We start from the raw sequence: 24,008 nt of genomic DNA, 5'->3' as shown, positions 1-24,008 counted from the left end.
ATAGGCTTTGCTTATTGGTGGTAAGATCTCACCAGACTTCAAAGCCATCTACAACGAACGGCTGGAAGAAGATGCAAAGCAAAACTACCCCACATTGAAAGAAGCCAGGAAAGCTCTCTCACCACTGGTGGCTGACCTGATCCCCACGCTGCGCAACGTGGCCCGCACCGCAGAGGAGGGCGCCAACATGGAGTGGACCGGCCTGGTCAACGAGCAGACCAGCCGTGTAATGACCCAGGTGGCAGCTCGCAGGACCCGGAGAGATGCAAGTGAGGAAGAAGAAGCAGCCGAATAAAAGGATGATTTTAGTCGTCTGACGACTCTTTCAGTGCGTAGATAGTCGTCATACGACTTCTTAATAGAGAAATAAAACAAACCCGTCGTTGATCCCCAGCGGCGGGTTTTTGTTTTCAACCATTACGGGAGCCAAATCCATTTCACTTCCTCTAGCCGCCGTTTCAGTTCAAAGTTAAGGCTCCATGAGGAGCAGACAACAACCACTGGGTCAATACAAACGAGCATATCACATGTGATAAGAATGGGTGCAGGAGTGAAGAGGCCTTGGGCTTACCTGGGAGACTTAGTGGTGGATTGGGAGCACAAGGGGACCGGGTCGCGCAGACGCTTGCGCCAGGGGGGCATAAATACGCGCTTGTCACTGCCAGGTTTTCCGTCCGATATGGAAGTATGATTGCACTACTGCCGGGTTTTCTGTTCAGTATGGAAGTATGATTGCACTACTGCCGGGTTTTTCGTTCGATATGGAAGCATGATTGCACTACTGCCGGGTTTTTCGTTCGATACGGAAGTATGATTGCACTGCTGCCGGGTTTTCCGTTCAATATGGAAGTATGATTGCACTACTGCCAGGTTTTCTGTTCGATATGGAAGTGCGATTGAACTACTGCCGGGTTTTTTGTTCGATATAGAAGTATGATTGCACTGCTGCCGGATTTTCTGTTCGATATGGAAGTATGATTGCATTACTGCCAGGTTTTCCGTTCGATATAGAAGTATGATTGCACTACTGCCAGGTTTTCACGCCAGATGAGGTTATTGACCTTTTCTGGCGTTCATCTTTTTCTCCCCACCTACGCTAAAGCTTCGGTCGGCAGGCCCACTACGCTAAAGCTTTGGTGGGCAAGCCCACTTATGCTAAAGCTTCGGCGGGCGAGCTCACTTACGCTAAAGCTTCAGTGGGCAAGCATTATTTATCGATTCTACCTCATTTAGGAAGTTGATCAGGTAGTAAAAGTGCAGGTTAAGCTCTTCATGATTTGGCAGGTCTGGTGTCTCACTGGTGGTCATACAGTGAAAATACAGGTCCAGCAGGCTACGCCGCAGATCTCCGGGCGAGGCAAATTCAAAGAGCTCATTGAGTTCGGAGAGGATGTGGTGGTCTGTTTCGGGGATGTTTGATGGGTTCATAGGATTTAATAGCGATTAAAGCGTGTTATAATAGTATTGAGGATTATAGTCCTCAAATATATTGAAAAATGTCCAATAGTTTCACTCTTAGTTATGAAGAGTGACCTTAACATCCGTGTTGGAAAGCTGCTGTCTGTATTACGGACGGAAAAGGGGCTCAGCCAGGAAAAACTTGGTAACCAGGCTAACCTGGACAGATCTTACATTTCACGCATCGAGCGGGGCGTGCTCTCACCCTCTGTTACCAATCTCTACAAGATCTGCAAAGTACTGGAGATCACTCCGGGTACCTTTCTGAATAAAGTGGATAAGCAATAATTTGATAAAATACCCCATTTAGGGTATTTACAAGGGTGGGGAGTTTTGTAATTTGTAGGATTGCTTAAAAACTGCCTTTTATGAAAAGAATGACCTTAACCCTCTTGCTGTTTTCCGCCCTTGCATTTTATTCCTGCTCGGATGATGGTACCTGCTGCAAAACCTGCTCTACCGGTAAAGCCTGTGGGGACTCTTGTATTTCTAAAAGTAAAGATTGTAATGAGGGGCCTGGGTGTGCTTGTGATGGGTAATGGTTGATTAGTTTTATGATGGAAGATTTGTTAAGTTGTATGCCAGCACCTGATATACTACTCAAAATTTAGAAATGGGAAAAGAATCTAATAGGAACACCCTTTTGAATACATACCTGAAGGAAATCGGAATCGACCGGGATAGTCTAAGACCTGAAAATCTTAACCTGAAGATTCTTGTATGGACTATTAATTTCGCAATCATAATTTCCCTTTACCTGTTAGTTCGTTATGCTTTTATGGGCATGAGGAAAACCCACCTGATCATTGAAAGTGCTTACAGCCAATACTGGCTTGAAACTATTTTTCTTCTCTTATTGATATCCTTTTCAGTTTCTTTGGTTTTAAGGCTAATAATTAAAGGCAGGATTAGCTTTAGAGTGTTGAGAGTATTCTTTCTGGCTTTTCTGTTATATGTTGTTGAGGGTTTTCTCTTGGATGATTTTGTGTTCCTTAAATCCAAACTTCTGAAAATTGACTATGCCATCTTTCTGGGTATTCCCTTTGTCCTTGAACTATTCATAAGGTCTGGATATGTCCTTTTTTTAGCGTCCAAAAAGAATGAGTCACAATTTATTGAAAATCACCCTATTGATTCTGAAGACGATGACAAGACCACAAGGAAGCTAACAATTGAAAAACTGGCGGATGACCTAAATAAATCTCACTTTGATCATACATTTTCTATCGGTATTGTTGGTAAATGGGGAATAGGGAAGACTTCATTTATCAAGACTTTGGAAAAGAAATTAGAGGGTTCGATAATCGTCCATTTTAGTCCCTGGCTTTTTACTGAAAGAGAATCTTTAGTAAAAAGCTTCATTAACTCCCTCAAAGCTGAGTTAAGTAAATATGACACCTCTTTGAGCTCCAAATTGGATGTCTACTTGAAATCTCTGATTCAGGTAGATAAAAGCTTTAAAACGAGTTTCAGCGAGGCACTTGGCGGAGTACTAAGCAGGCCAAGATCTACTCATGATGAGTTCAGAAAGGTGAATGAAGCAATAAAAAAACTCAGCAAAAGATTGGTAATATTCATTGATGATTTTGATCGACTTGATTCTCGGGAGATTGCTGATGTACTGAAACTAATAAGAAACACAGGGGACTTTGCTAACACAGTTTACGTTTCCTGCTACGATAAAATCTACCTATTACATGCCCTCCAGGATTTTAATAAAAGGAATCTTGATGTTGCCTTGGATAAGTTTTTTGATCTTGAAATACCCTTAACCCCGGTTCCACGAGATCAATTGTTAGAGCTGTTGAATGATAAATTTTTTGGATCAAATGACATCAGGCTCTTAGAAAGAGATATTGACGAAATTAAGGATCATTTAAATGATCTTAATCCATTTATTCAGTTTCGAGAAGTTAAGAAATTTCTTAATTCACTAATCTCAAATTATAATTTATACGGGTACAGGTTATATCCTTCTGATTTTTTTCTTTTTGAAATTTTGAAAGTGAAGTATTCATTTCTTCCGGATATCTTATGGGATAAAAGAGTTGAAATATTTGGTAGTATTGAAGGACTCCAATTGAAAACACTTCTAAAGAGAAGCACGAAGGGTTCAACGGATTATGTGATAATTGATCATTTGAAAGAATTGGAAGGAAAGGAATCTTATAAGAATTTCCTGTCTGATACTGACTTTGCCCAAATAACCAAGATTTTGGAGATACTATTTCCAGAAAAACCAACTTATTTTCCTGGAAAAATAAATACAACTGATCATTTTGATTCCTACTTCTATCACAGTATCCCTGCTTCCACATTATTAGGATCCGAGCTTTTGCCCCTAATTAAGAATGGTGAGTATCGTTCTCATGAATTTTTCAATCAGCCATATGATTTCCGATTTGGTGATTACCTACGAGATAGTTTGAAAAGGAATTCAAAAGAACTTAAATCTCAAACGAAATCTGATGGAAAGGAGGTTTTTGAATTTCTTCTTTTTCTTATCAATTGGTCAAAAGGTGATGGTGGTGAGTTGTTTTTATTTGTTGATACTTATGAGATATTCGATGAAATTGAAAGCAAGAAAAATCATTTCAGACAATTAGTTCTTTCTAAAACAGATTCATTATTGGAACTTTTGAACAGGTCAAATTTTTTAGTTAAAATCATAAGAAGTTATCTATATCAGGAGAAAGAGTTTAAGGTTAGTTTTTTGTCATTGTTCGATGCCCAGGAAATTAACCTGAAACTTTTCGAGAAGTATCTTGAAGCCTCGGAAATATTTGATGATAGTTCGTTTAACATTTTTTATAATCAAATAAAAAATATTGAAGAGGATACAAAGCAGAGATGGCTTGTGCCAAAAGCTATTAAACAGTTCAAAGAGTTTATTAAGGATGACCCCTCTGGATATTTGGATCTTAATATAAGATCAGCCAGCTCTCCAAACCCGGATTTAAAGTTTGTTTTTGAACCTTTCATTCTTCAGGTTTTTGAATCTAAGGAGAAATTGAGGGAGTTTATTTCAGAAGCCGACTATCCTAAATTTAAAAAGTCTTCACTACTCGAGTATTTGGACTTATCGGTAAAGAATGAACACAGGGCACTCGAATTTCAATTGAATCAAGATCAGCTAAAAAACTTGTGGGTCAATTTTGAGAACGCTTGGGTCGGAATCCCTGAGACCATAAAGGAGACAGTTAGGTTTGCCAGAAAGCATAATCGGTTTTCATTCAAAAATCAACCTTCCCCCAAGAATGATCCTAATAGAAATGATGACTTACGGTATCCTGAATTGTTCCATTTAGATCATGCGACTGAAATTCATATAACTCCTGTCAATGGTATTTACTGGAGGTTTGGGCTAAAATTTGCTGATAAAGTAGATATAAAAGAATTCCCCGATATAGAGGGGCCAAGGCATGGACTTCCCGGGTTTCCTGATATTAATGTTGTAGTGGGAAAGCTCAATGGAACGTGGCATGATCCAAATGTCCTCGAAATAACTGAATATGTAGTTAAACCTCAAACCACAAGCGATCCGGAAAGATACCTTTCTTATGGAGGGGATAGAATCAGGTTAGTCTTTGGCCCTGATGCTAAAACAGGAAATCATAAAATAGAAGTTTTTAATAATCGAGATAAACCAGAAATCTACAAAACCTTCGACCTGACTAAGTATAGTAGGTTCCGGATTAGTGCATGGTGTGAACATCGAGAATTTGAACTCGATACTGAGATTGTAAGTATGAAACCTGTTATTGACAGGATGAAGTAGAGATAAATAGCCCTACCTATATATCGTCCTTTGAGGCTTAAACTTGCTATTTTTCTAAATGTGAAATCATTGGATTATCCCCAAAGAGGAGGGTAATCAGAATAGTCGAATAACTTTTTGAGTTATGAAAATAGAAGGTGAGATAATTAAAATACACTGTACATCATGTAATATACCAACGAATCAGTTGGTAAAAGCTAAGTTTAAGCCAAAGGAACAAGCAGAATATGAAAGCTTTAAACACAATGAGTACTGTATTATCGAGTGTCTGGGGTGTAATCATATAGCTTTCATTCATCAAAAATGGGATGACGATGAAGAAGCTGTGGATGAAAATGGAGAACCAGTAAAGTGGGCTTCCCATTTCATGGAAGATGAACGGTGGTTTGAAGATTATGAGTTCTTGCACGAGGAGGACAGGGATGAGCTGCCAGCAATGATTTATTATCTGTATGAGGAACTTACGGAGGCATTGCAGCACCAGTCTAGGGTACTTGCCGGAGTAGGGCTAAGAATGTTGGTTGAAGCCGTTTGTATTCAACAAAAGATACCGGGAAGGAACTTGCATTTGAAGATCGAGAATCTTTTCAGTAAAGGAGTGATTTCCAGAAATGAGTATGAAGTGCTGGATAAGCTCCGAGAGATTGGGAACGTGAGTGCTCATCAGATTAAGGGGCCTTCCGATTCAATTCTAGAGGCCGCATTATTAGCAGTAAATCACCTATTAAGGTCTATTTATGTGGTTCATAAGCGAACTAAACGGTTGAGGGGAAAGAGGAAGTAGTCTTCACCGCAGTCTGTGACCCACAGAACATGGAGGGGAGGAAATGGTCTAAAGTGGGTTGGATTGATTATTCAGGTAAGGCGAAAGGGCTGGTAAACGTTTGTGTTATCTGAAGACGTTATACAAACGCCAATTCCGGAAAGTCCTCGTTACAAACGAAGACTATCTTCCGTTGGCACACATCCTGAACACATGACCCATCTATTTTAAAGATCTAGGCGTCTGACGACTATATCCGCTACGCAAGAGTCGTCTGATGACTCTCACTGAAAAGATCAACCAGACCCCCCGCCAGTTCGCGAGTGTCGCTCGGACTTTTACCTTCAGAAGAAATGCCTTCTACATCTGGGCGGGCATGCGTGCACCAGCTGGGGTTGATCCATTTGGCTGTTTAACGCCTATAATGAGTATTTTGGATAGTGTCCTTTGTCTGGGGGCGGAGAAATCCGTGCCTCAATTTTTCTGTATCTTAAATGAATGCATTCCATTTATCAGCAAAATATAGGTGCCTTTCGTCAAGTGACCCAGGCGAATGTTTTCGTTGTTTCCTTTTTTGCTGAGCACACGCCTGCCGGATAGATCATAGAGATCAACTGAATGGACTTTTATTCCCTGTATGGACACATGGCTGGCTACCGGGTTTGGGTAAACCCGGATGGTTTGACTATCATCGCTTCCCAGTGGCTCTGGCACCTTTTTCACTTCTATGACCATTTGATCTTCACCATAGCACATTTGGGTGCTATTGATTCTCAAAATGATCCTGAAAATGCCCGATATGGCAGGCTTAAAATAGAAATCCCTGGTAGTAAACCCGCCACTCCAGTTATAGTTATCATATCCAGGCGGACCTTCAATTATCAACGAGTCACCTAAATATATACTGGTATCAGCTGGTAGCTGAAATTCGGGAACATCTATTTCCTGCACCACGAGGGTGTCCAGTTCAGAAGGGCAGCCATAGTAGCTATCCATACTATAGGCATAATACACTCCTGGCTCATCAATCTGCCTGTTGCCCTCTTCTCCATCTGTCCAATAAACCCAAGCATTACTTGAATAATTTGGGGAAGCGGAATTGCCCTCACAAAACTCAATGGTATCAGCGTAGAATTGGAAATGGGCCTTAGGAGAAACGTACCAATATGGTAAATTAAGATATTGGCTACATCCCTCTTCCGTGGTAAACGTCACTTTGGATGGACGATCATCCTGCATGATGACATATGGCAGATCATTGAATTTATCATATTCGTCAGTGTAGTAGCTTTCCCATTGGATGGATACGTCCATTGTCGGTTCTTTCAGCCAGATGGTATCCCCTACACAGATATAATCGTCGGATGAATTGTCCTGTAATTCCGGTGTTTCGGTAGGATGGATCGTAAAGTCAAAGGTATCACTCCAGGCAGATTCCATGTTGCAGTTGAACGCCTGTAGTTGATACACTCCTGATTGTGTTATCTCTACTGACCTGTTCGTTTCTCCCTCTATAGCATCGCCATCGAAGTACCATTGGAAGGTTTGATCACGATTTTGGAGGTAGGGGCCATATAGGAGGACGTAATCATTATCGCAGATCTCAAGCGAACCGGAGTAATTAACAGTGGCATCTACATCATCGTTATAGGTGAAGTCGGCCACATCCACGGTATCCGTAAAGTGACAGTTACTCACGGCCAGTTGATAAAAACCATGGTTACCGGCTCTATAATAGTAATTGGTTTCACCTTCCAGTATTTCACCGTTTCTAAACCACTGAAAGTCGAAATTGATGGTTCTCATGGGGCTTAGGCCAACAGTATCCCCCTCACACCATGAATATTCTTGTAATTGAATATCTCGGGTATACTTGGGGTCCATGCCATGTACTTTGAGCTGCATCAAGCCACTTTCCGTAGCCAGCCACACGGATTCATCACAGGAAATATCTTTGAAACTAACCTTGTTGATCACGGTATTTCCAAGAGTATCTATTTTCAGGACTTCCAGGTCGTTGGTTTGGCTCGCATCTGGGATGTAGTAAAGTCCCTCGTCGGTACCAATAAAAATGAAATTCGGAATGTTCATGGTATTATCCAGTGCCATCATTTGTATATCATTTATGGAGATACCATCGATTAAGGTTTGAATGTTGGGATAACACGAGGATAAACTATAAAACCGAAGCCCCAGGTTGCTTCCCTGAAGCATATGAGAGTAGTCGAAAATGATGTTCCAAACGCCATACACCGGAAGTAGCAGTGCAGTTTTGATTTTTTCATCATTTACATGTGCAGCCAGCGTATGAAAGCCACGCTCATGGGTTCCACTGGTTGCCAGATTGATTACCCTGCTGCCATCGATATTTCCACAGTACGGATCACCTCCAAGTGAATACATAAATGTTGCCCGGTTTCGTGGCATTAACAGGACGGAATCCTTAAAATCTGAATACCTATAGTAGTCACTCGCTTCTTCGAAAGGAGGCCGCAAAGAGTAGAGTCCGGTGGTGGTTCCTACGGTGGCTCCATACTTATTGGCCAGGATGGACGTGACGTGGTCTGCGTCCAACCCCTTCTGACCTCCTATCTGGCGAACAGATCCATAATCATATACCAGTAGAGAATCACCAGCCGTCCCGATCAAAAAAAGATCTTCATGGATAAAACCGATCGCTGTATACGCGCTTTCCCGGTAACCTTCAAAAGCGTCGGTCAAATTGACCACTTCATTGTTTTCACGGATCAGGAAAACATCGTTTTGGTCAGTAATTACCGCTCCCTGTGTGCTAGAAAAATCCATCTGAGTGATATTGTAATCACTCAACAGCGTGGTATCTATGGAAAGGCTCTCCTGTCCAGGAGAGGAAAAGGGAATTCCTGCCAGGGCTAGAGCGAATATACAGACCCTAATGAACATTACTCAAAAGTTACAGTGACCTCCTGACCTAAATAATAGTCGTAACAGCTCAGGTTAAATCCTCCGGGTATGATTTCAACTTGATAGGCATACCAAATACTTGAACCGTACCAGTTTAGATCAATCCGATCATTGTAGAAATAATAGCTACCATTGGCCTCAGTCTCATCTTCAAATACTAACCTGAATTCATTATCCTCATCCAGGACGAAAGTTTGGTAAGTGTGGTCGATGGTTGCCGAGTTGTACGTGTTTATTACAGAGGTAATGCTGTAAGTATTCTTTGCCCTTACCCTGAACTCTATTTCATTTACACTAATGTAGAATTCTGAAGGTTCATATTGCTCTACGTATGCATAATCCTGAGTAATTGGTTCATTTTCCTTGTTAATGATTTCTACCTTGTAATGGCCTGTCGGCAAGGATTCGAAAGTAAGGTCTGAACCGGTAAAAGCAAGCGAGGAGCTCAGGTCTTCTTCACCGTTGTAGGCAGCAGGAGTTACCCTGAGAGAATATCCGGTACCATCTACAGGTTCCCCGTTCCGGCTGTTGAGCAGGTGCACGGTGAGTGATGAAATGTATTCACTTAGATCTATTTCGTAAGTTTTATTCACACCGGAGACCACCTGGATAATTTTGGTGATACTGTAAAAGTTTCCGGCATTTGTCACTTCAATATTGAGGAGGTAGTTTCCTGAATTGAAAGCGCCAAAATTTACCTTGCCGCTATCGTCGGTTTTATTTCTTTCGTATCGAAAATCACCGTTTTCACTCTTCAAGTCAATGATTCCGTCTGAAACTGGCGATCCGTTGGAATCTATTATAACCACACTCACTTCCCCACTGTCTTTTAGGGTAAGCGTGTCGAGTTGATTGTTACATCCAATCAAAAAAAGGAAAATTGAAAGGTAGGTGGAGGTTAGCTTTATCTGTTTCATTAATTAATTTATGGTCGATTAAAGAGCGGCAAAGTAAATAAAATATTCGGATGAAAATGATGAAAAACAGGGAAATGATAAGCCTTATCCGGGAATAGTGCTATTTGATTCATGGTTGTTTCTCTGCAACTGCGGCGGAACTAGTTCTGTGATAAATGAGATGGAGCGGGGCACGAAACCAACCCTCCTACATTTATTCCGGAGGGCGGGCTTTCGGGTCAGATTAGGGAAAAAACAAACCCGAGGGGTTGACACGAGTATACAAGAGTGAAACACTGGAATGGAAACCCTGAAAGGGTGATATATGGCTCCACTTCTCAGGATAACCAGATGAGGCTGTAGGTATTAGAAGGCTTAGACAAGTGCGATACGAGAGGCACAAAAGCATTTTCGCGGCAGGTTAGCAAAGGAAGTGAGGGGGGAAGAAGGCACGCGTAATAAATAATCAAAGCGGTTGATGTTATTTATTTTTGTTATTGCTATATTACGCATAACTTCTAATATTTAAATAATTCTAATTACTATGAAAAAGCTTAATTTCACTACATTATTCTTAGGTATTGTGCTTATACCTTTTTTTCATGTCAGGAAGAAGAGACTCCAAGTCGCTTGCAAAGTGATGGGATAAAAATGGAAAATGGGTATTTGAATTTTAATGACAAATCGGATTTCCAAGCGGGAATATCATTTCTGAATTCGATGACCTCATCTGAGTTCAGGAACTGGGAGAAAGAAAACGGATTTTTATCTATGGAAGGGGAATTTTACAACTTAATTCTTTCTTTAGAGGCCAAAGATAGAATCCCGGCAAATTTTTTAGAAAATGACATTTTCTATTATGATTCTGCCTCTAATAATCTGATGGCTAATATTTCAAACAATGCCCTTTTAAGAGTTGTAAACCCTTCAGGATTAGTCAAAATCAATGGCGCTATTTATTCTTATGGACGTGAATCTTTGAAAATAATATCTGATGGGGACCCCAATAAAATTGATGATCTTAAATGTACTCCTAGGACTAATTCTGAATTGGGGGTTTTAGTTAGTCCAGTAAAAACATATAGTCAGAAACGTGTCTTGAATGAGAATAATCGAGTTATGGATTTTGAAAAAAATTGTACAGGTGATGATGATATTGATGGAGACGATAAGTATAGAATTAGCTTGAGGGAGGAATATACTGAAACATATGATTCATTTTATGATGGCTATGACTTATATCACTCAGTTAGTGTTATTGGAGTAAGACTTGTCAAATACGGTCCATTTTATTTGCCTATTCCCATACCGAGCGATGAATTGGAACTCCAGTACTATGGAGAATGGGACCAAGGAGGTTGGCCAAATAATACCATTGTAGACCAAGATGCTTTGATTATTAGTGTTGATTGGGAGTGGTTTGATGTTGATGACTCCCTTATTCCTATTGAATTTTATTTCGGTGACTATGCAGGCAGGGGAGAAACAAGTATAGATGGCATTGATTATGAAGCTGAGTGCTCAATTTACTACTACAACTAAGGTGATAAATGAAGGCAAATTTTAAAATTTGCCTTCATTTCTTATAGTGCCTATAGTCATAGATCTGTACTTGGTCCACAAGTAATCGCGTGCCAGTTGGGTCTCTTCGCTTTTTTTGATTTTAAGCTTACTTTGTAAAGGTCAAAACGAATTTTATACTAACTTCTTCTAAGGCTTCATCCTCATCCAGATTTTGATTAAGGCTCTGATCTAAACCTATCGATAACTTGTGATCGGTTAATTCAAATATCTGCAAAGCCGATTCGTTTTCAGTGCCTTCATTAAATATAAGTTCAGACTCATCACTGCTTAGCGACCAGGTACCAGCCTCCTGACCAAATACCTCATAGGTTCCATCAGAATTGAAAGTAAAATCAATATCTTTAAATGCCTCCCCAAAACTTTTGTATATGTCTGCTTGAGCTGCTGCTTCCTTTTCAGTATAACCAAGTTCTTGAGTATAATAATCTATAAAGTCAGTCCCATCTACGAGAATTTCAAATTCAATTGATTCATAAACCCACTCTCCAACAATCGATTTCTCGTCATCATCATCCGAGCAGGAAGTGAAAATAAAGAGTGATAAAACGGTTAATAGCGCGGTTGAAAGAAATTTTTGTTTCATAATAGTAAATATGTAAGTAAAATATTGGTTTCAGTAATTTTTTAAAGCGCTCCCCAGGAGTCATAGATCTGCACTTTGGTCCACTTGTCTTTATTATCTTCCACATACTGCACATGGACCGGGTGCTCCTGGTAGGCGTCCTGATCTTCTTTGCTATCGAAAGTAACCACCAGACTGACTCCATAAGAGTTGTCCACCACCTCGCGAGGAGTACCTGCCGGTTTGCCCAGGTGATATCCTTTGATCACCTCCACCTGCCTGATAAACGCCTCAGTGGTTTTGATAAACTCGTCTGCATCTGTAGTGTCTTTCAGCCAAAAAAACACCATATGAATAAATCGACCTTTAATGATCTTGCTTTTTGGTTTTGCTAAAGCGGGTATGGAAACGAGCCCCAACGCTCCGGCCGTACCCAGCGCTTTTCTGAAAAATGATCTCCTTTTGAGCATATCCTTTTTTTAATAGTTAAATATACTATATAATCCTACTTTATCAAGTTCACCCTGTTTACTCGGATCACAATAGCCCCCGCTATGCGGCGCGGACCTCACTCTGTACCTGAAATCAGATAGAAGTAACTGCAAATCATAACGCTCACCAACTCCCCTCCTTTCCCAAGGAGGGGTGGCCGGAGGCCGGGGTGGTTTTACACACACAGGCAAACCCCTCCGCCCTTTCTTATGCACCGTAGCCTCAGGCGGAGGTGTACAGGCGCTGCAAAAAATTAAAATCTTCTGAAAATGGATAGAATCACAACTTAGTAAAGCCAAAGTTAGGTCAGGCTTTAGCAAGACTGGATCACAATAGCTTCAGCTATGCGGCGCGGACCTCACTCTGTTTTTCCCTATTCTGTGGCTCATAGGCCAGGGGCGTAGGAGTAAATGATCATAGTGGGGTATGGGTTTGATACAAATATTCCCCCTTTATTCTTTCAAAGGGGGCAATGGGGGTTATAGAAAAAATTCATCAAACCCATACTTCCTTAGCCAGACCGAGGCGCAGTGAAAAGAAAGACCGACATATTGCTAACGTTCTGATAGTCTATTGTTTATAAGTCCTCCCCAATTGTGGAAAAACTTAATGTGACATGCTTTGGTATCTCAGGACAAGATCCTACTTTTGAAGGATAAACCACCTAAAACGTACGATGAACCACCACCTTTGCCCGATCAACGCGAAAAGCGCATTCGCTTTCCTGTTTGTTTTATTGTTTTTCCAAAACGGGTTCTCAGGCCCGTTAGCAGATCACGCCTTTAAAGTGCCGTGGGCACTGGAAACATACAAGCGCAGCACACTGCCCAAGATAGAGATCCAGGAAGATGGGATCCTTTTTCAGATCAACACAGCTACTCTTATCAATGAAAAATACATGCATTCGTTTTTAGAAAGCGTGAAGCAGGAAGTGGGCGACCGTCTCATCAACATCACCATAGAAGGACACACCTGTGACCTGGGTACTGCCAGCTACAATCAATCACTGGGGGAGAAGAGGGCTTACAAAATGATGGATATCATCGTTATGGAAGGCTTGAATATCAACATGCTGGAGGTAGCTTCCAAAGGGGAAGGTTCTCCAAAAGTAGTAAATGCAAACGAGCAAAATCGTCAGAAGAACAGACGGGTGGTGGTGACGGTAGAGTCCGTAGATTCGGAAGCCATTTCTGCTGACAAGACTTTGTTTGATGCAGCTCCGGCCACAGAGACTATTGGTCAAAATACCTCCCGGTTTAGTGATCCGTTTGTGATAGCTTATTTTCCGGCATTGGAATATCTCCCGGTAGCTCCTGGCCGCATTTATCGATACCAGCCAAAGGCCACCGAGTGGGTTCCGCGTACATTTTGGAAGGAAAAAATCTCTCATATTACAAAACCACAGGTCTTACCACCTACCTGATTCAAAAACCTTTTACACCGCTTATAAGAAACGATAAATACCTTCTGATTAAAGGATGGTAAATTGATTTTCTAATTCAAAAATGAAAGTCATTACTACCATGAAAATTTTTAACAACGTATTGATTGCACTATTGTCTGTTTGGATAATAGCATGCACCACCTCCATTGATGCTGAGTCTGATAAAGTGCCTGGCATAGATATCAATAACATGGATCTTACCGAGGATCCGAAGGCTGATTTTTATCGTTTTGCAAATGGAAACTGGCTGGATAAGACCGAGATACCTGCTGACGAAGGCAGGTGGGGAGGTTTTCCCGAGCTAAGAGAGAAGAATGATAAGATCGTACTGGACGTCCTGGAGCGAGCCGGTGAAAATCCTGAGTATAAAGAAGGCAGTGATGAGCGTAAGGCCATCAGCTTTTTTTCTGTAGGAATGGACTCACTATTGGCTGAGAAAGTAGGCGCTGCTGCACTCGACAACTGGTTTTCGCAGATCGATGGGATTCAGAACCTGACGGATGTACAGACCGTGATGGCGCAGCTTCATAAAAGCGGATACTCATCGTTCAGCAGTGTTTTTGTCATTGGTGATCTGATGAACAGTGAGATCAACGCGTTTTACTTTGATGCCGGCGGGCTGGGGCTCCCAAACAGGGATTACTACACCAAAGAGGATAACAAATCAAAAGAGATCAGGGAAAAGTATGTAAAACACCTTAGTAAAATGCTCACCCTCTCAGGAGCCCTGGAAAATGGAGATGAAGCAGCGCAAAAGATCATGGATATTGAGATGAGCCTTGCCGAGGCTTCAAAGACTCCTATTGAAAGAAGAAATATCCCTGCTTTGTACAATCCAAAAACGGTTGCGGAAGTTCAGGAGCTGGCTCCTGCTGTTGACTGGGCTACCTACCTGAAGGACATCGGTGTAAAGAGCGTTGATACCATTATCGTTGCTGAACCTAAGTTCTATCAGGCTATGAATGATGTCCTGAAAGAAACACCTCTGAGTGATATCAAGGCTTACATGAAGTGGCATGTGGTAAACCGGGCCGCTCCATACCTGAATTATGAGCTGGTGAAGGCAGATTTTGATTTTTACGGCAAAGTGATCCGCGGTACTGAAGAAATGAGAAACCGATGGGAGCGGGTGCTGGCCAATACAAACGGCGCTTTGGGAGAAGCCCTGGGTAAAGTGTATGTTTCGGAGACTTTTCCTCCTGAGGCGAAAGCTGCTGCTGAGGAAATGGTGGGTAATATTCTCAAAGCCTTTGAAGGCAGGATCAAAAACCTGGACTGGATGTCTGATTCTACCAAACAGCAGGCACTGAAGAAGCTGAGCACCTTTACGGTAAAGATCGGGTATCCGAATAAATGGAAAGACTACAGTGACCTGGAAGTGGGAGCTGAGGGAGAATCTTACAGCTATCTCAATAATGTAGAGAATGCCAGCAGATGGAACTTCAGCAAAGACATAGCTAAAATAGGCGAACCGGTAGATAAAGAGGAGTGGAACATGACCCCTCAGACCGTAAACGCTTATTACAATCCCTTGAATAATGAGATCGTATTTCCGGCGGCCATTCTTCAGCCACCATTTTTCAACTTCAATGCCGATCCGGCAGTAAACTATGGTGGAATAGGCGCTGTGATCGGGCATGAGATCTCCCATGGGTTTGATGATCAGGGGTCAAGGTTTGATTCAGAAGGGAATATGGTCAACTGGTGGTCTGCAACTGATAAGGAGCAATTTGATGCGAGAACAAAGAGGCTCGTGGAGCAATTTGACGCTTATGAACCCCTGGATAGTGTATTCGTACAGGGAGAGCTCACTTTAGGTGAAAATATCGGTGACTTAGGCGGACTGAGCGCTGCTTATGATGGCCTGCAAATACATTTTAAGAAAAATGGCAAGCCCGAACCAATCGATGGGTTTACCCAGGAGCAGCGCTTTTTTATATCCTGGGCTACCATCTGGAGAACAAAGTATCGTGATGAAACACTGAGAAATCAGATCATGACGGATCCGCATAGCCCCGGCATGTACAGAGCCATTGGTCCGCTGATCAATATAGATCAGTTTTATTCAGCTTTTGACATAAAGGAGGGCGATCCGCTTTTCAAACCTGAGAGTGAACGGGTAAGGATCTGGTAAACTCGAATTTATAGTTTATGATATAGAAAGAGCGACCCGATCTCCCATTGCCGTCAAGTTAGGAAAAAATGAGTTTTGCTGTCAAATAGAACCACCAATATTCCCTCTTCCGAAGAGGGTGCAGGGAGATGTTATGATAAAACACCGTTTCTATTTTACAGCAAATCCCTAATGGATCACTTAGCTTGACGGCTATGCCCGGTCTCCGGGTCGCTCTTTTATAAAGACTGCTTATTTTCTTTCTTTTGGTTCGTTTTCCTGGTTTAGTCAAGATCGTTACTGAACGTCCACTGAATCCTTTTCATCCTCAGTTTCTTCTTCCTTTTTCTCCTGCTCCTCCAGCAGTTTTTTCTTCTCCTCAATTCTGGCTTTCAGGGTTTCCAGGCGCTCCTCTGCCCGCGTGAGGGCTGCTTCCTTTTTAGAAAGCTCTTCTTCAGAGAGTTCGCCTTTTTCCTTTTGTGCGGCTACTTTTTCTTTAGCCGCTGCTAACCGTTCTTCCCGCTCAGCTACAGCTCTTTCACTTGCATTGATTTCCGCAGCCAGGTCTGACTCTTTTTCCAATACCTTTGATCTGGCTTCTTCGGATCGTAAGCGACCAAAATCCCTGCCACTCATATCCCCTTTATTTTTCCCAAAGGCTTCTCCACGAGGTGCCCGGTCAGGGTTGTTTTTTGATTCAGGCTTGCCTTTTTGAGCTGCAGGCTCCTCAGACTCTTTTCCTTCTTCCAGTTCAACCTCATCTTCGCTCTCTTTCTCATCTTCAGCTTTTTCTTTTCTATCCTTGTCTTTTTCCTTTTTCTCCTTTCCTTTTTCTTTGGCTTCCTGCTTCTTATCCTGGCCGTTTCCCTGAGCGCAGAGGGTATCCGTACCCCAAAATATGATTGTAAATAGTAATAGGATGTTTAGTATCTTTTTCATGTTATAGAGTTTCAAGTAATGAATCAATTTCCTGTATGGATTCTTCTGTAGTTTCCGAAAGTTCGGTTTTTTCAGCATCCAATGCACTGACAATGGAGTCAGCAATTGCATTTTCTTCTTCCATAGTAAGTTTTTGTGTTTCACTTGTTTGCCCTCCACAGCTTGCTAAAAGCAAAAGCGTGAGGATCATTAGTAAGTTTTTCATAATGAGTTGGTTAGTTTCTATAAAGTTAACCAAATCAATCTGTTTTATGAGGATGTCTTCAGGTAACCTGAGAGGAGAGAAATGTGATTTCAATGAAATCCAGGAGCCCTCTCGAAAAGTCATTCCTTTATTAGTTCTACTTTGTCAAGTTATAATTAAGCAGCAAAAGGGGTATGGGTTTGATCAATTTCATATAACCCCCATCAGCCCCCTTTGAAAAGAAAAGGGGGAATATTTGTATCAAACCCATACCCCACAATGATCATTCGTCATAACTTGACAAAGTAGGGTTAGTCTTCAAAATATGATAGACCTTTCAGGATGACTTCAAGGGAATGCTTTGCGCCACAGTGCCGTGGTTGGTGTTGTGCCAACAACCATGCTAGGAGTGGAGGGGAAAAAAGGTAAAGGTCCTCAAGCCTTATTAGATTTCAGGCCTGGGGACCTTATAATTCAATGCCATTAAGATAAGGTCACTCCAGTGGAGTCTTTGATCAAAGTGAGCATTTCTCGTTTTTGCGTCGTTGTTGCGCCGTTGTTGGTGTTGTCACCAACCACAATGCAAACCTTATCTAAATGGCATTTATTCACAATTTGAGTAACTAAATACAACTTCCGACTCATCCCCATCACTATCATCCCCGCTCGCGGTGACAGGGTAACCCTGATCATTATAAGTGTAACTTATCGAAGTAGTGAAGTAAGGGTCCGTTTCATCAACGGATTTAAAGTTGGCTGAAATCGGATTGTTCTTACTTAAAACCCACGAAAAATCTATAGTACCTGTAAACATCAGGAATACCGAGCCTGAGAAAGGGTTGGATTGGTCGTCATAGGTGAAGGTTACTTCTTCCGCCAGCACTTCCTCAGCTTTCCTTTGGTTAGATGAACCTTTAGCGAGAGTTTGCAGTAGTTTTTTCCGGGTAGACCGTCCACCACCATCTGCCTCATCATTATAGTACATTTCGGCTTTGGTCACATTTCCGTTTGTGTATGTGAATGCAATTGCCGCATACAGGTGGAATCCGCTCTCATCGAAAGAATAATTGTCCCAGTTTTCGATTCTCACGATCATGTCATCATCGTAGACCAGCCGGTATTCATCTGTGTAGTCTTCTACATCGCCTTCTGTTAATTTGGAAATCTGGTCCCCGGCATACGCTACCGAGATCGAATATTCATATCCTTCGTCATCAGCGTAGGAAATATTGCTGATCCGTTCATCATTGTAGGTGAGTTGAAAGTCATAAGTTTCCGAGTAACTATCACACGTACTAGTGTTATTTTCCGGATAGCAGTATTCCTCCTCATAGGACACAGACAATAAAGTCAATTTTCCGGTTTCATCATATGTAAAAGTATTCGTTACGGTTTCGTCTGATGAGTAACCGTCTTCATCCTCGTACTGGTAATTGTTGGCAAATTCAGATATCGTGCAGGAAACCTCTCCTACATCTTCTTTGTCCTTATTGCAACCTATGGCAAAAAGAAGTGTCACAAAGAATAAAACAAGGCCATACTTCTTAAAAGTTTTCATTTTTTTAAGCGTTTAGTTAGAATAATGAGGTGAAATACGAGAGGTTTTAGTTGCTGCACAAACTGTATTTTGCTATTGCCAATTGGGGTTTAGCAGGAAATGCAACTTTCAGCAGATCAGGATAGGGGAATTAGTAAATAGTGCTTTTTTGAATGCCTTTTCAGCATCGTTTGGTATACAATACGAAAATAATCCGGACAGCCTGAAAGTCAGATGGTGGTAAACTCATTTGATATCGTATGACCGGACATTTGAAATTTCCGGAAGCTTTAGTTGTGCGAAATGTTGTCCAGAAGGGTGGAAATTTTGGATTCCATCTGATGAAAGAATCGATTTCTTTCCTTTTCGGAGGAAGCGCTGAGAGGGATGGACTTCTGCAGCAGGTTGTTGATAAACTTTTCCGACTCACGGCAGAAAGCATCATCTGAAGTTTTAAGGATATTCAGCACATTGTAGGTAATGAAGACCAGTCGTTCGTCATTTAGTAAAAAGGAAATGGTATTGTCTCCGATAGCTATTTCATTGTTGTATATGAGGAGGTCAGCGCCCTGAAGGGAGGAAGATCCCCGGAGGCTGATTTTCTTACCGATGGTGGCTTCCTGACGGATGTGATGGATCACCTCTAAAAATTCTTCAATAAGCTCAATGGTCAGGTTTTTACTGATAAAGCCACACTCATGGTAAAAACCGATCTGCCTCAGGGTGATATTGATTGTTTCTTCACTCCAGATCTCCACGGAAGGGATCATGCTATACTCCCGCCAGATAGAGCTGGCGATCTCCCGGATTTCCGGGTCCACAGAATCCGGATCATATTTTCCTATGTGCTGATCCATCGTGTTCATGATGGTGCGTTGCCAAAAATAGGATTTGAAACCTGTGAGTTTCGGAAACTGAAAATAATGCAAGATCGGTACATCCTTTGCGAGCCATGTCAGCTTTTTTGTTTCGCATTGATTGACACGCTTTAAAATATCCTGGATGGAGCGCAGGTATTCTTTGAAAGTAAATTCTTCTGTAAACGGGTCGTTGGAAAAGACTACCGCATTGTTACCCAGATTCAGAAAAGCGTCAACAGATACTTTGTAATGATGCGCTATACGGCCAATTTCGGTGAATGATAAAAACGTTTCACCCCTGAGTCGTCTGTAGGCGCTGTCCCGGCTGATATTGAGGAGCTCGCCTATTTCATCTACGAAAGAGATATTTTCCGGATTCCTTTTGTCTTTCACCCATTTAAGAAAGGAAACCTGGATCTCAGAATCTAAAGCCATGTTGATCTAAGGTCGGTAATTGCAATTAAAACCAGATCAAATTAAGGTTATTTTTCGAGATATAAAAGCCTGTTTGTTTCTGTAAATCCCTAATTTTCAACTTTTTGGAGAGAATATATTTAAACGTAGCAAGCATTAGCTTTTCAGTCTCACTATATTCGCAAACTTTTTTCAAATGAAATGCTAGTAGACATTAATAATGAAGAGAGCTGGGTCCACTGGGTAGACCGGTTGTCAGAGGATAATTACCTGGTCATTGATGACTTTATTTCTGAGGATGAGTTACGCCGCTTCAGGTCTTACTTTCATAAGCAGCTTGATGATGAGCAGCTGAAAAAAGCTGGTATCGGAACCCTGGACCAATTCCAGGTGAAAAAGGAAATACGGGGAGACTATATCAAATGGCTCGACCCTGCTAAAGATGAAGACCTGAAGGCTTTCTTTTCGCGAGTTGATGTGATGATCAGCCAGCTTAACCGCTATTGCTTTCTGAGCCTTTCGGGAGCAGAGTTTCACCTGGCCCACTATCCGAAGGGCACTTTTTATAAGCGCCACCTCGATCAGTTTCAGCAGCGAAACAACCGCCTGATCTCTGTCATTCTTTATTTAAATGACGACTGGAAGCCGGGAGATGGCGGTGAGCTAAAAGTATATCTGGAGCAAAAAGAGGAGACTATAGCTCCCATTGCCCGAAGAGTGGTATTGCTCCGAAGCAATTTGGTAGAGCATGAGGTGTTAGTAACGCATAAAGATCGGTACAGCATTACCGGCTGGTTACTTCATCAGCCTGTGGGGCTTGGTTTCTTACCCACTACATGATTATTCCTCCTTCAGGCGGTCGGCAAATTTTTCTCTGACCCGATCGATCTTTGGTCTGGAAACATTTTGGATATACGGATTATAGGGATGTTTTTCCTCATAGTCCTGGTGATACTCTTCAGCGATGTAAAATGCCTCATAGGGGTTTAATTCCGTGGCTATGGGATTTCTATAGTTTGGCTGTATCTCTTCCATCTTAGCCTTTGCCTGAGCCTTTTGGTTTTCATTATGATAAAAGATGGCCGTCCTGTATTGTGTGCCTACGTCCGGACCCTGCCGGTTTACCTGGGTGGGGTCATGTGCCGTGAAAAATATATCCAATAGCGTTTCGTAATCTATTATTTCAGGATCGTAATAAATTTGGACCGTTTCCGTATGCTTCGTCTTGCCTGAGCTTACCAGCTGATAATTAGCGTTACTCTTTTCACCCCCGGCATATCCGGATATGGCTTCTGCCACTCCTTTTATCTGGTCAAAAGAGGCTTCAATACACCAGAAGCACCCACCGGCAAACGTGGCTGTGTCCAGTTTCGAATAGTCCTGACTTACCGCGCTATTACTTTCCTCAGCCCTGGTATTAGCTGCGTTATTTCCCTGTGTTTGACAACTCGAAAGAAAGAAGAGCGAAAATGCCAGATATAAATATTTCATCTTGATGTGTTTGTAATTAAAATGTAATGCTTTGCAATAATTCGTGTTTTAAGTCATTAAAACTAACCAATACATCTACGTATTGGCTGTTAATGGGTTCTATTCATAACTAGCTTATGCTCAAAGTGTAAGATAGCTTACGCTAATAAAAATATTTTTCCTGAAAAAGTGAACCAAAATCGCTGCATTCAGTTATATGAGTGTCTGGCATCCTTGCCAGGCAAGGTTAGGCGGTGATAGAGGCGCGACTACCGAGTAGTCGCGCTTTCTTTTTTCTATGACATCTTGCTTTGATCCGAAGCAACCAAACGGTGTTTCACCGCAGTACTCCTAAAGAGTAATTACCTATTTTCTAATTCTAATTTAAAGTATTTAGATCACCTTCTAATCATGAAAAACTTTTTTATACTGATTGGCGGCCTTATATGCGGATTACAGGTTGCAAATTGTCAGACCACTTTAGAAATTGTTTCGACAAAGGATAATACCATTGCGGATGCTACACCGGATAATAGCAATGGTAGTGGAATTCATTTTTTTACAGGCAAAGCTGGCATTTCAAGTGGCGGCAAAATATTTCGTGGGCTCCTGCAGTTTGATCTTTCCTCTATTCCTGACAATGCTACAATTACGGATGTTAGTTTACGTTTAAACCTGTCCAAAACGAACACGGGATCGTCTACGGTTTCTTTGCATAAGCTGCAAAGCAACTGGGGGGAATCCACTTCGGATGCTCCAGCAAATGAAGGGGCTCTTGCTCCGGCAGCTGAGGGAGATGCCACCTGGAATGAACGCTTTTTCGGATCTCTCAGCTGGACTGCTCCCGGAGGAGACTATTCAGCTACCCCCTCAGCAAGCACAAGTGTGTCCGGAGTGGGTGTCTACAACTGGACCTCAGAAACCATGGTTTCTGAAGTGGCGAGTTGGTATGGGGATCCGTCATCAAATTTTGGATGGATTGTTATAGGTGCAGAAGGTGGTGGTTCTTCATCTAAACGATTTGATACCAGGGAAAATACTGTTGCCTCAAATCGCCCTGTCCTTACAGTTACCTATACCGTTCCAAATTCACCTCCAACGTTAGATGATGTTACATTCTCCATAGATGAGGAGAGCCCTGCGACTACTGTTGTTGGAACTTTGTCGGCAGAGGACCCGGATGGTGACGCCCTTACTTATGAGATTGTATCGGGTAATACCGGTGACGCTTTTGCGATTAGCAGTACCGGTGAGCTGACAGTCAACAATTCATCAGCATTGGATTATGAGACTACCCCTGCATTTTCGCTGACGGTGGAGGTGAGTGACGGCAATGGCGGTAGTGACCAGGCTACGGTGACAGTCAACCTGAATGATGTGGCAGAAAACACCCCTCCTGAGGTAAGCACCGCAGAATTCACACTGGATGAGAACAGCAGCAACGGGACGGTTGTAGGAATGGTAACTGCTACGGATGCGGATGGTGATGTGCTTACTTATGAGATTGTATCGGGGAATACCGATGACGCTTTTGCGATCAGCAGTACCGGTGAGCTGACAGTCAACAATTCATCAGCATTGGATTATGAGACTACCCCTGCATTTTCCCTGACGGTGGAGGTGAGTGACGGCAATGGCGGAAGTGACCAGGCTACGGTGACAGTCAACCTGAATGATGTGGCAGAAAACACACCTCCTGAGATCAGCACAGCAGAATTTGCACTGGATGAGAACAGCAGCAACGGGACGGTTGTCGGAATGGTAACTGCTACGGATGCGGATGGTGATGTGCTTACTTATGGGATCGTATCGGGGAATACCGGTGACGCTTTTGCGATTAGCAGTACCGGTGAGCTAACAGTCAACAATTCATCGGCATTGGATTATGAGACTACCCCTGCATTTTCCCTGACCGTAGAGGTGAGTGACGGCAATGGCGGTAGTGATCAGGCTACGGTGACAGTCAACCTGAATGATGTGGTAGAAAACACACCTCCTGAGATCAGCACAGCAGAATTTGCACTGGATGAGAACAGCAGCAACGGGACGGTTGTAGGAATGGTAACTGCTACGGATGCGGATGGTGATGCCCTTACTTACGGGATTGTATCGGGGAATACCGGTGACGCTTTTGCGATCAGCAGTACAGGCGAGCTGACAGTCAACAATTCATCGGCGCTGGATTATGAGACCACCCCAGTATTTTCTCTTGTAGTAGAGGTGAGTGACGGCAATGACGGTAAAGCTCAGGGTGATGTTATCGTTAATTTGGTTGAAAATCCGGTAGTTTTAGCATCAAATCGTGAGACAGATAAGGCTTTGATTTACCCAAACCCTGCCTGGGGATACTTTAACCTACGGATGCCTGTGGGACAAAGGAGACCCCTTTCAGTCAAAATATTCTCTTTATCAGGGTCAATGGCAGGGGAGGCAAGCCCTGTGCAAAATACCTGCACAGATGGATGCGTATATGATGTAAGCACATTAAATTCTGGTACTTATATTTTGATAATAGAGACTGATAATGTTAATGCACAAAAATTACTGCTGGTAAAACATTGAGGCAACCCT

19 protein-coding genes are annotated in these 24,008 nt (G+C 42.2%); 9 read left to right on the top strand and 10 right to left on the bottom strand.

Annotated elements, in window-relative coordinates; translation table 11 throughout:
* Window positions 1–7: 7 nt before the first annotated feature.
* On the top strand, window positions 8–295 hold the full coding sequence (locus AC3E9V_RS20580; protein WP_488750052.1) for a hypothetical protein: 288 nt from the start codon (window positions 8–10) through the stop codon (window positions 293–295).
* An 890-nt stretch (window positions 296–1,185) separates the two neighbouring features.
* Here the strand turns inward: AC3E9V_RS20580 and AC3E9V_RS20575 are convergent.
* Window positions 1,186–1,428 carry a hypothetical protein gene (locus tag AC3E9V_RS20575; RefSeq protein WP_488750051.1) on the bottom strand — a complete coding sequence of 81 codons (243 nt, stop codon included), beginning with the start codon at window positions 1,426–1,428 and terminating at the stop codon, window positions 1,186–1,188.
* A gap of 93 nt (window positions 1,429–1,521) precedes the next feature.
* Between AC3E9V_RS20575 and AC3E9V_RS20570 the strand changes: the two genes are divergently transcribed.
* The 3 genes from AC3E9V_RS20570 (at window position 1,522) to AC3E9V_RS20560 (ending at window position 6,020) form a co-directional block, all read left to right on the top strand.
* Window positions 1,522–1,746, top strand: coding sequence for a helix-turn-helix domain-containing protein (locus AC3E9V_RS20570; protein WP_488750050.1), 225 nt, complete (start codon window positions 1,522–1,524; stop codon window positions 1,744–1,746).
* 325 nt (window positions 1,747–2,071) lie between these two features.
* Window positions 2,072–5,236: a KAP family P-loop NTPase fold protein gene (locus tag AC3E9V_RS20565; protein ID WP_488750049.1), complete on the top strand. Its 3,165-nt coding sequence runs from the start codon at window positions 2,072–2,074 to the stop codon at window positions 5,234–5,236.
* Window positions 5,237–5,360: 124 nt separating this feature from the next.
* Window positions 5,361–6,020 carry a DUF4145 domain-containing protein gene (locus AC3E9V_RS20560; protein WP_488750048.1) on the top strand — a complete coding sequence of 220 codons (660 nt, stop codon included), beginning with the start codon at window positions 5,361–5,363 and terminating at the stop codon, window positions 6,018–6,020.
* Between the two features lie 453 nt (window positions 6,021–6,473).
* Here the strand turns inward: AC3E9V_RS20560 and AC3E9V_RS20555 are convergent, their stop codons facing one another.
* Both AC3E9V_RS20555 and AC3E9V_RS20550 read right to left on the bottom strand, forming a co-directional pair.
* On the bottom strand, window positions 6,474–8,921 hold the full coding sequence (locus AC3E9V_RS20555) for a T9SS type A sorting domain-containing protein (RefSeq protein ID WP_488750047.1): 2,448 nt from the start codon (window positions 8,919–8,921) through the stop codon (window positions 6,474–6,476).
* Window positions 8,921–9,859, bottom strand: coding sequence for an MSCRAMM family protein (locus AC3E9V_RS20550; protein WP_488750046.1), 939 nt, complete (start codon window positions 9,857–9,859; stop codon window positions 8,921–8,923). The genes AC3E9V_RS20555 and AC3E9V_RS20550 overlap by 1 nt, the downstream gene beginning before the upstream one ends.
* A 630-nt stretch (window positions 9,860–10,489) precedes the next feature.
* On the opposite strand from AC3E9V_RS20550, the gene AC3E9V_RS20545 reads away from it, so the two are divergent.
* A complete protein-coding gene (locus tag AC3E9V_RS20545; protein ID WP_488750045.1) occupies window positions 10,490–11,380 on the top strand; it encodes a hypothetical protein in 891 nt (296 codons plus the stop codon).
* A 127-nt stretch (window positions 11,381–11,507) separates the two neighbouring features.
* Here the strand turns inward: AC3E9V_RS20545 and AC3E9V_RS20540 are convergent, their stop codons facing one another.
* On the bottom strand, window positions 11,508–12,005 hold the full coding sequence (locus tag AC3E9V_RS20540; protein ID WP_488750044.1) for a lipocalin family protein: 498 nt from the start codon (window positions 12,003–12,005) through the stop codon (window positions 11,508–11,510).
* Window positions 12,006–12,046: 41 nt separating this feature from the next.
* Window positions 12,047–12,454, bottom strand: coding sequence for a Dabb family protein (locus AC3E9V_RS20535; RefSeq protein WP_488750043.1), 408 nt, complete (start codon window positions 12,452–12,454; stop codon window positions 12,047–12,049).
* A gap of 698 nt (window positions 12,455–13,152) precedes the next feature.
* Between AC3E9V_RS20535 and AC3E9V_RS20530 the strand changes: the two genes are divergently transcribed.
* Together AC3E9V_RS20530 and AC3E9V_RS20525 are read left to right on the top strand one after the other, a co-directional pair.
* Window positions 13,153–13,899 carry an OmpA family protein gene (locus AC3E9V_RS20530; protein ID WP_488750042.1) on the top strand — a complete coding sequence of 249 codons (747 nt, stop codon included), beginning with the start codon at window positions 13,153–13,155 and terminating at the stop codon, window positions 13,897–13,899.
* Between the two features lie 82 nt (window positions 13,900–13,981).
* The gene (locus tag AC3E9V_RS20525) at window positions 13,982–16,054 is read left to right on the top strand and encodes a M13 family metallopeptidase (protein ID WP_488750041.1); all 2,073 of its coding nucleotides are present in this window, start codon (window positions 13,982–13,984) and stop codon (window positions 16,052–16,054) included.
* 276 nt (window positions 16,055–16,330) lie between these two features.
* Here AC3E9V_RS20525 and AC3E9V_RS20520 read toward each other — a convergent pair whose 3' ends face one another.
* The 4 genes from AC3E9V_RS20520 to AC3E9V_RS20505 form a co-directional block, all read right to left on the bottom strand.
* Complete coding sequence (locus tag AC3E9V_RS20520; protein ID WP_488750040.1) at window positions 16,331–16,972, bottom strand: hypothetical protein; 642 nt, start codon at window positions 16,970–16,972, stop codon at window positions 16,331–16,333.
* A gap of 1 nt (window position 16,973) precedes the next feature.
* Entirely contained in the window at window positions 16,974–17,177 is a 204-nt protein-coding gene (locus AC3E9V_RS20515) for a hypothetical protein (protein ID WP_488750039.1), read from the bottom strand.
* Window positions 17,178–17,760: 583 nt separating this feature from the next.
* Window positions 17,761–18,714 carry a hypothetical protein gene (locus AC3E9V_RS20510; RefSeq protein ID WP_488750038.1) on the bottom strand — a complete coding sequence of 318 codons (954 nt, stop codon included), beginning with the start codon at window positions 18,712–18,714 and terminating at the stop codon, window positions 17,761–17,763.
* Window positions 18,715–18,983: 269 nt separating this feature from the next.
* Complete coding sequence (locus tag AC3E9V_RS20505) at window positions 18,984–19,988, bottom strand: hypothetical protein (RefSeq protein WP_488750037.1); 1,005 nt, start codon at window positions 19,986–19,988, stop codon at window positions 18,984–18,986.
* Between the two features lie 180 nt (window positions 19,989–20,168).
* On the opposite strand from AC3E9V_RS20505, the gene AC3E9V_RS20500 reads away from it, so the two are divergent.
* A complete protein-coding gene (locus tag AC3E9V_RS20500) occupies window positions 20,169–20,807 on the top strand; it encodes a 2OG-Fe(II) oxygenase (protein WP_488750036.1) in 639 nt (212 codons plus the stop codon).
* On the opposite strand, the gene msrA is transcribed toward AC3E9V_RS20500, so the two are convergent.
* The gene (gene msrA / locus AC3E9V_RS20495) at window positions 20,808–21,458 is read right to left on the bottom strand and encodes a peptide-methionine (S)-S-oxide reductase MsrA (RefSeq protein ID WP_488750035.1); all 651 of its coding nucleotides are present in this window, start codon (window positions 21,456–21,458) and stop codon (window positions 20,808–20,810) included.
* 390 nt (window positions 21,459–21,848) lie between these two features.
* Here msrA and AC3E9V_RS20490 point away from each other — a divergent pair, with 390 nt between their 5' ends.
* The gene (locus tag AC3E9V_RS20490; RefSeq protein WP_488750034.1) at window positions 21,849–23,999 is read left to right on the top strand and encodes a cadherin domain-containing protein; all 2,151 of its coding nucleotides are present in this window, start codon (window positions 21,849–21,851) and stop codon (window positions 23,997–23,999) included.
* Window positions 24,000–24,008: the final 9 nt, after the last annotated feature.

Source organism: Marinoscillum sp. HNIBRBA16962 (assembly GCF_057801515.1).
This window is presented reverse-complemented; position numbering and strand designations above follow the sequence as displayed.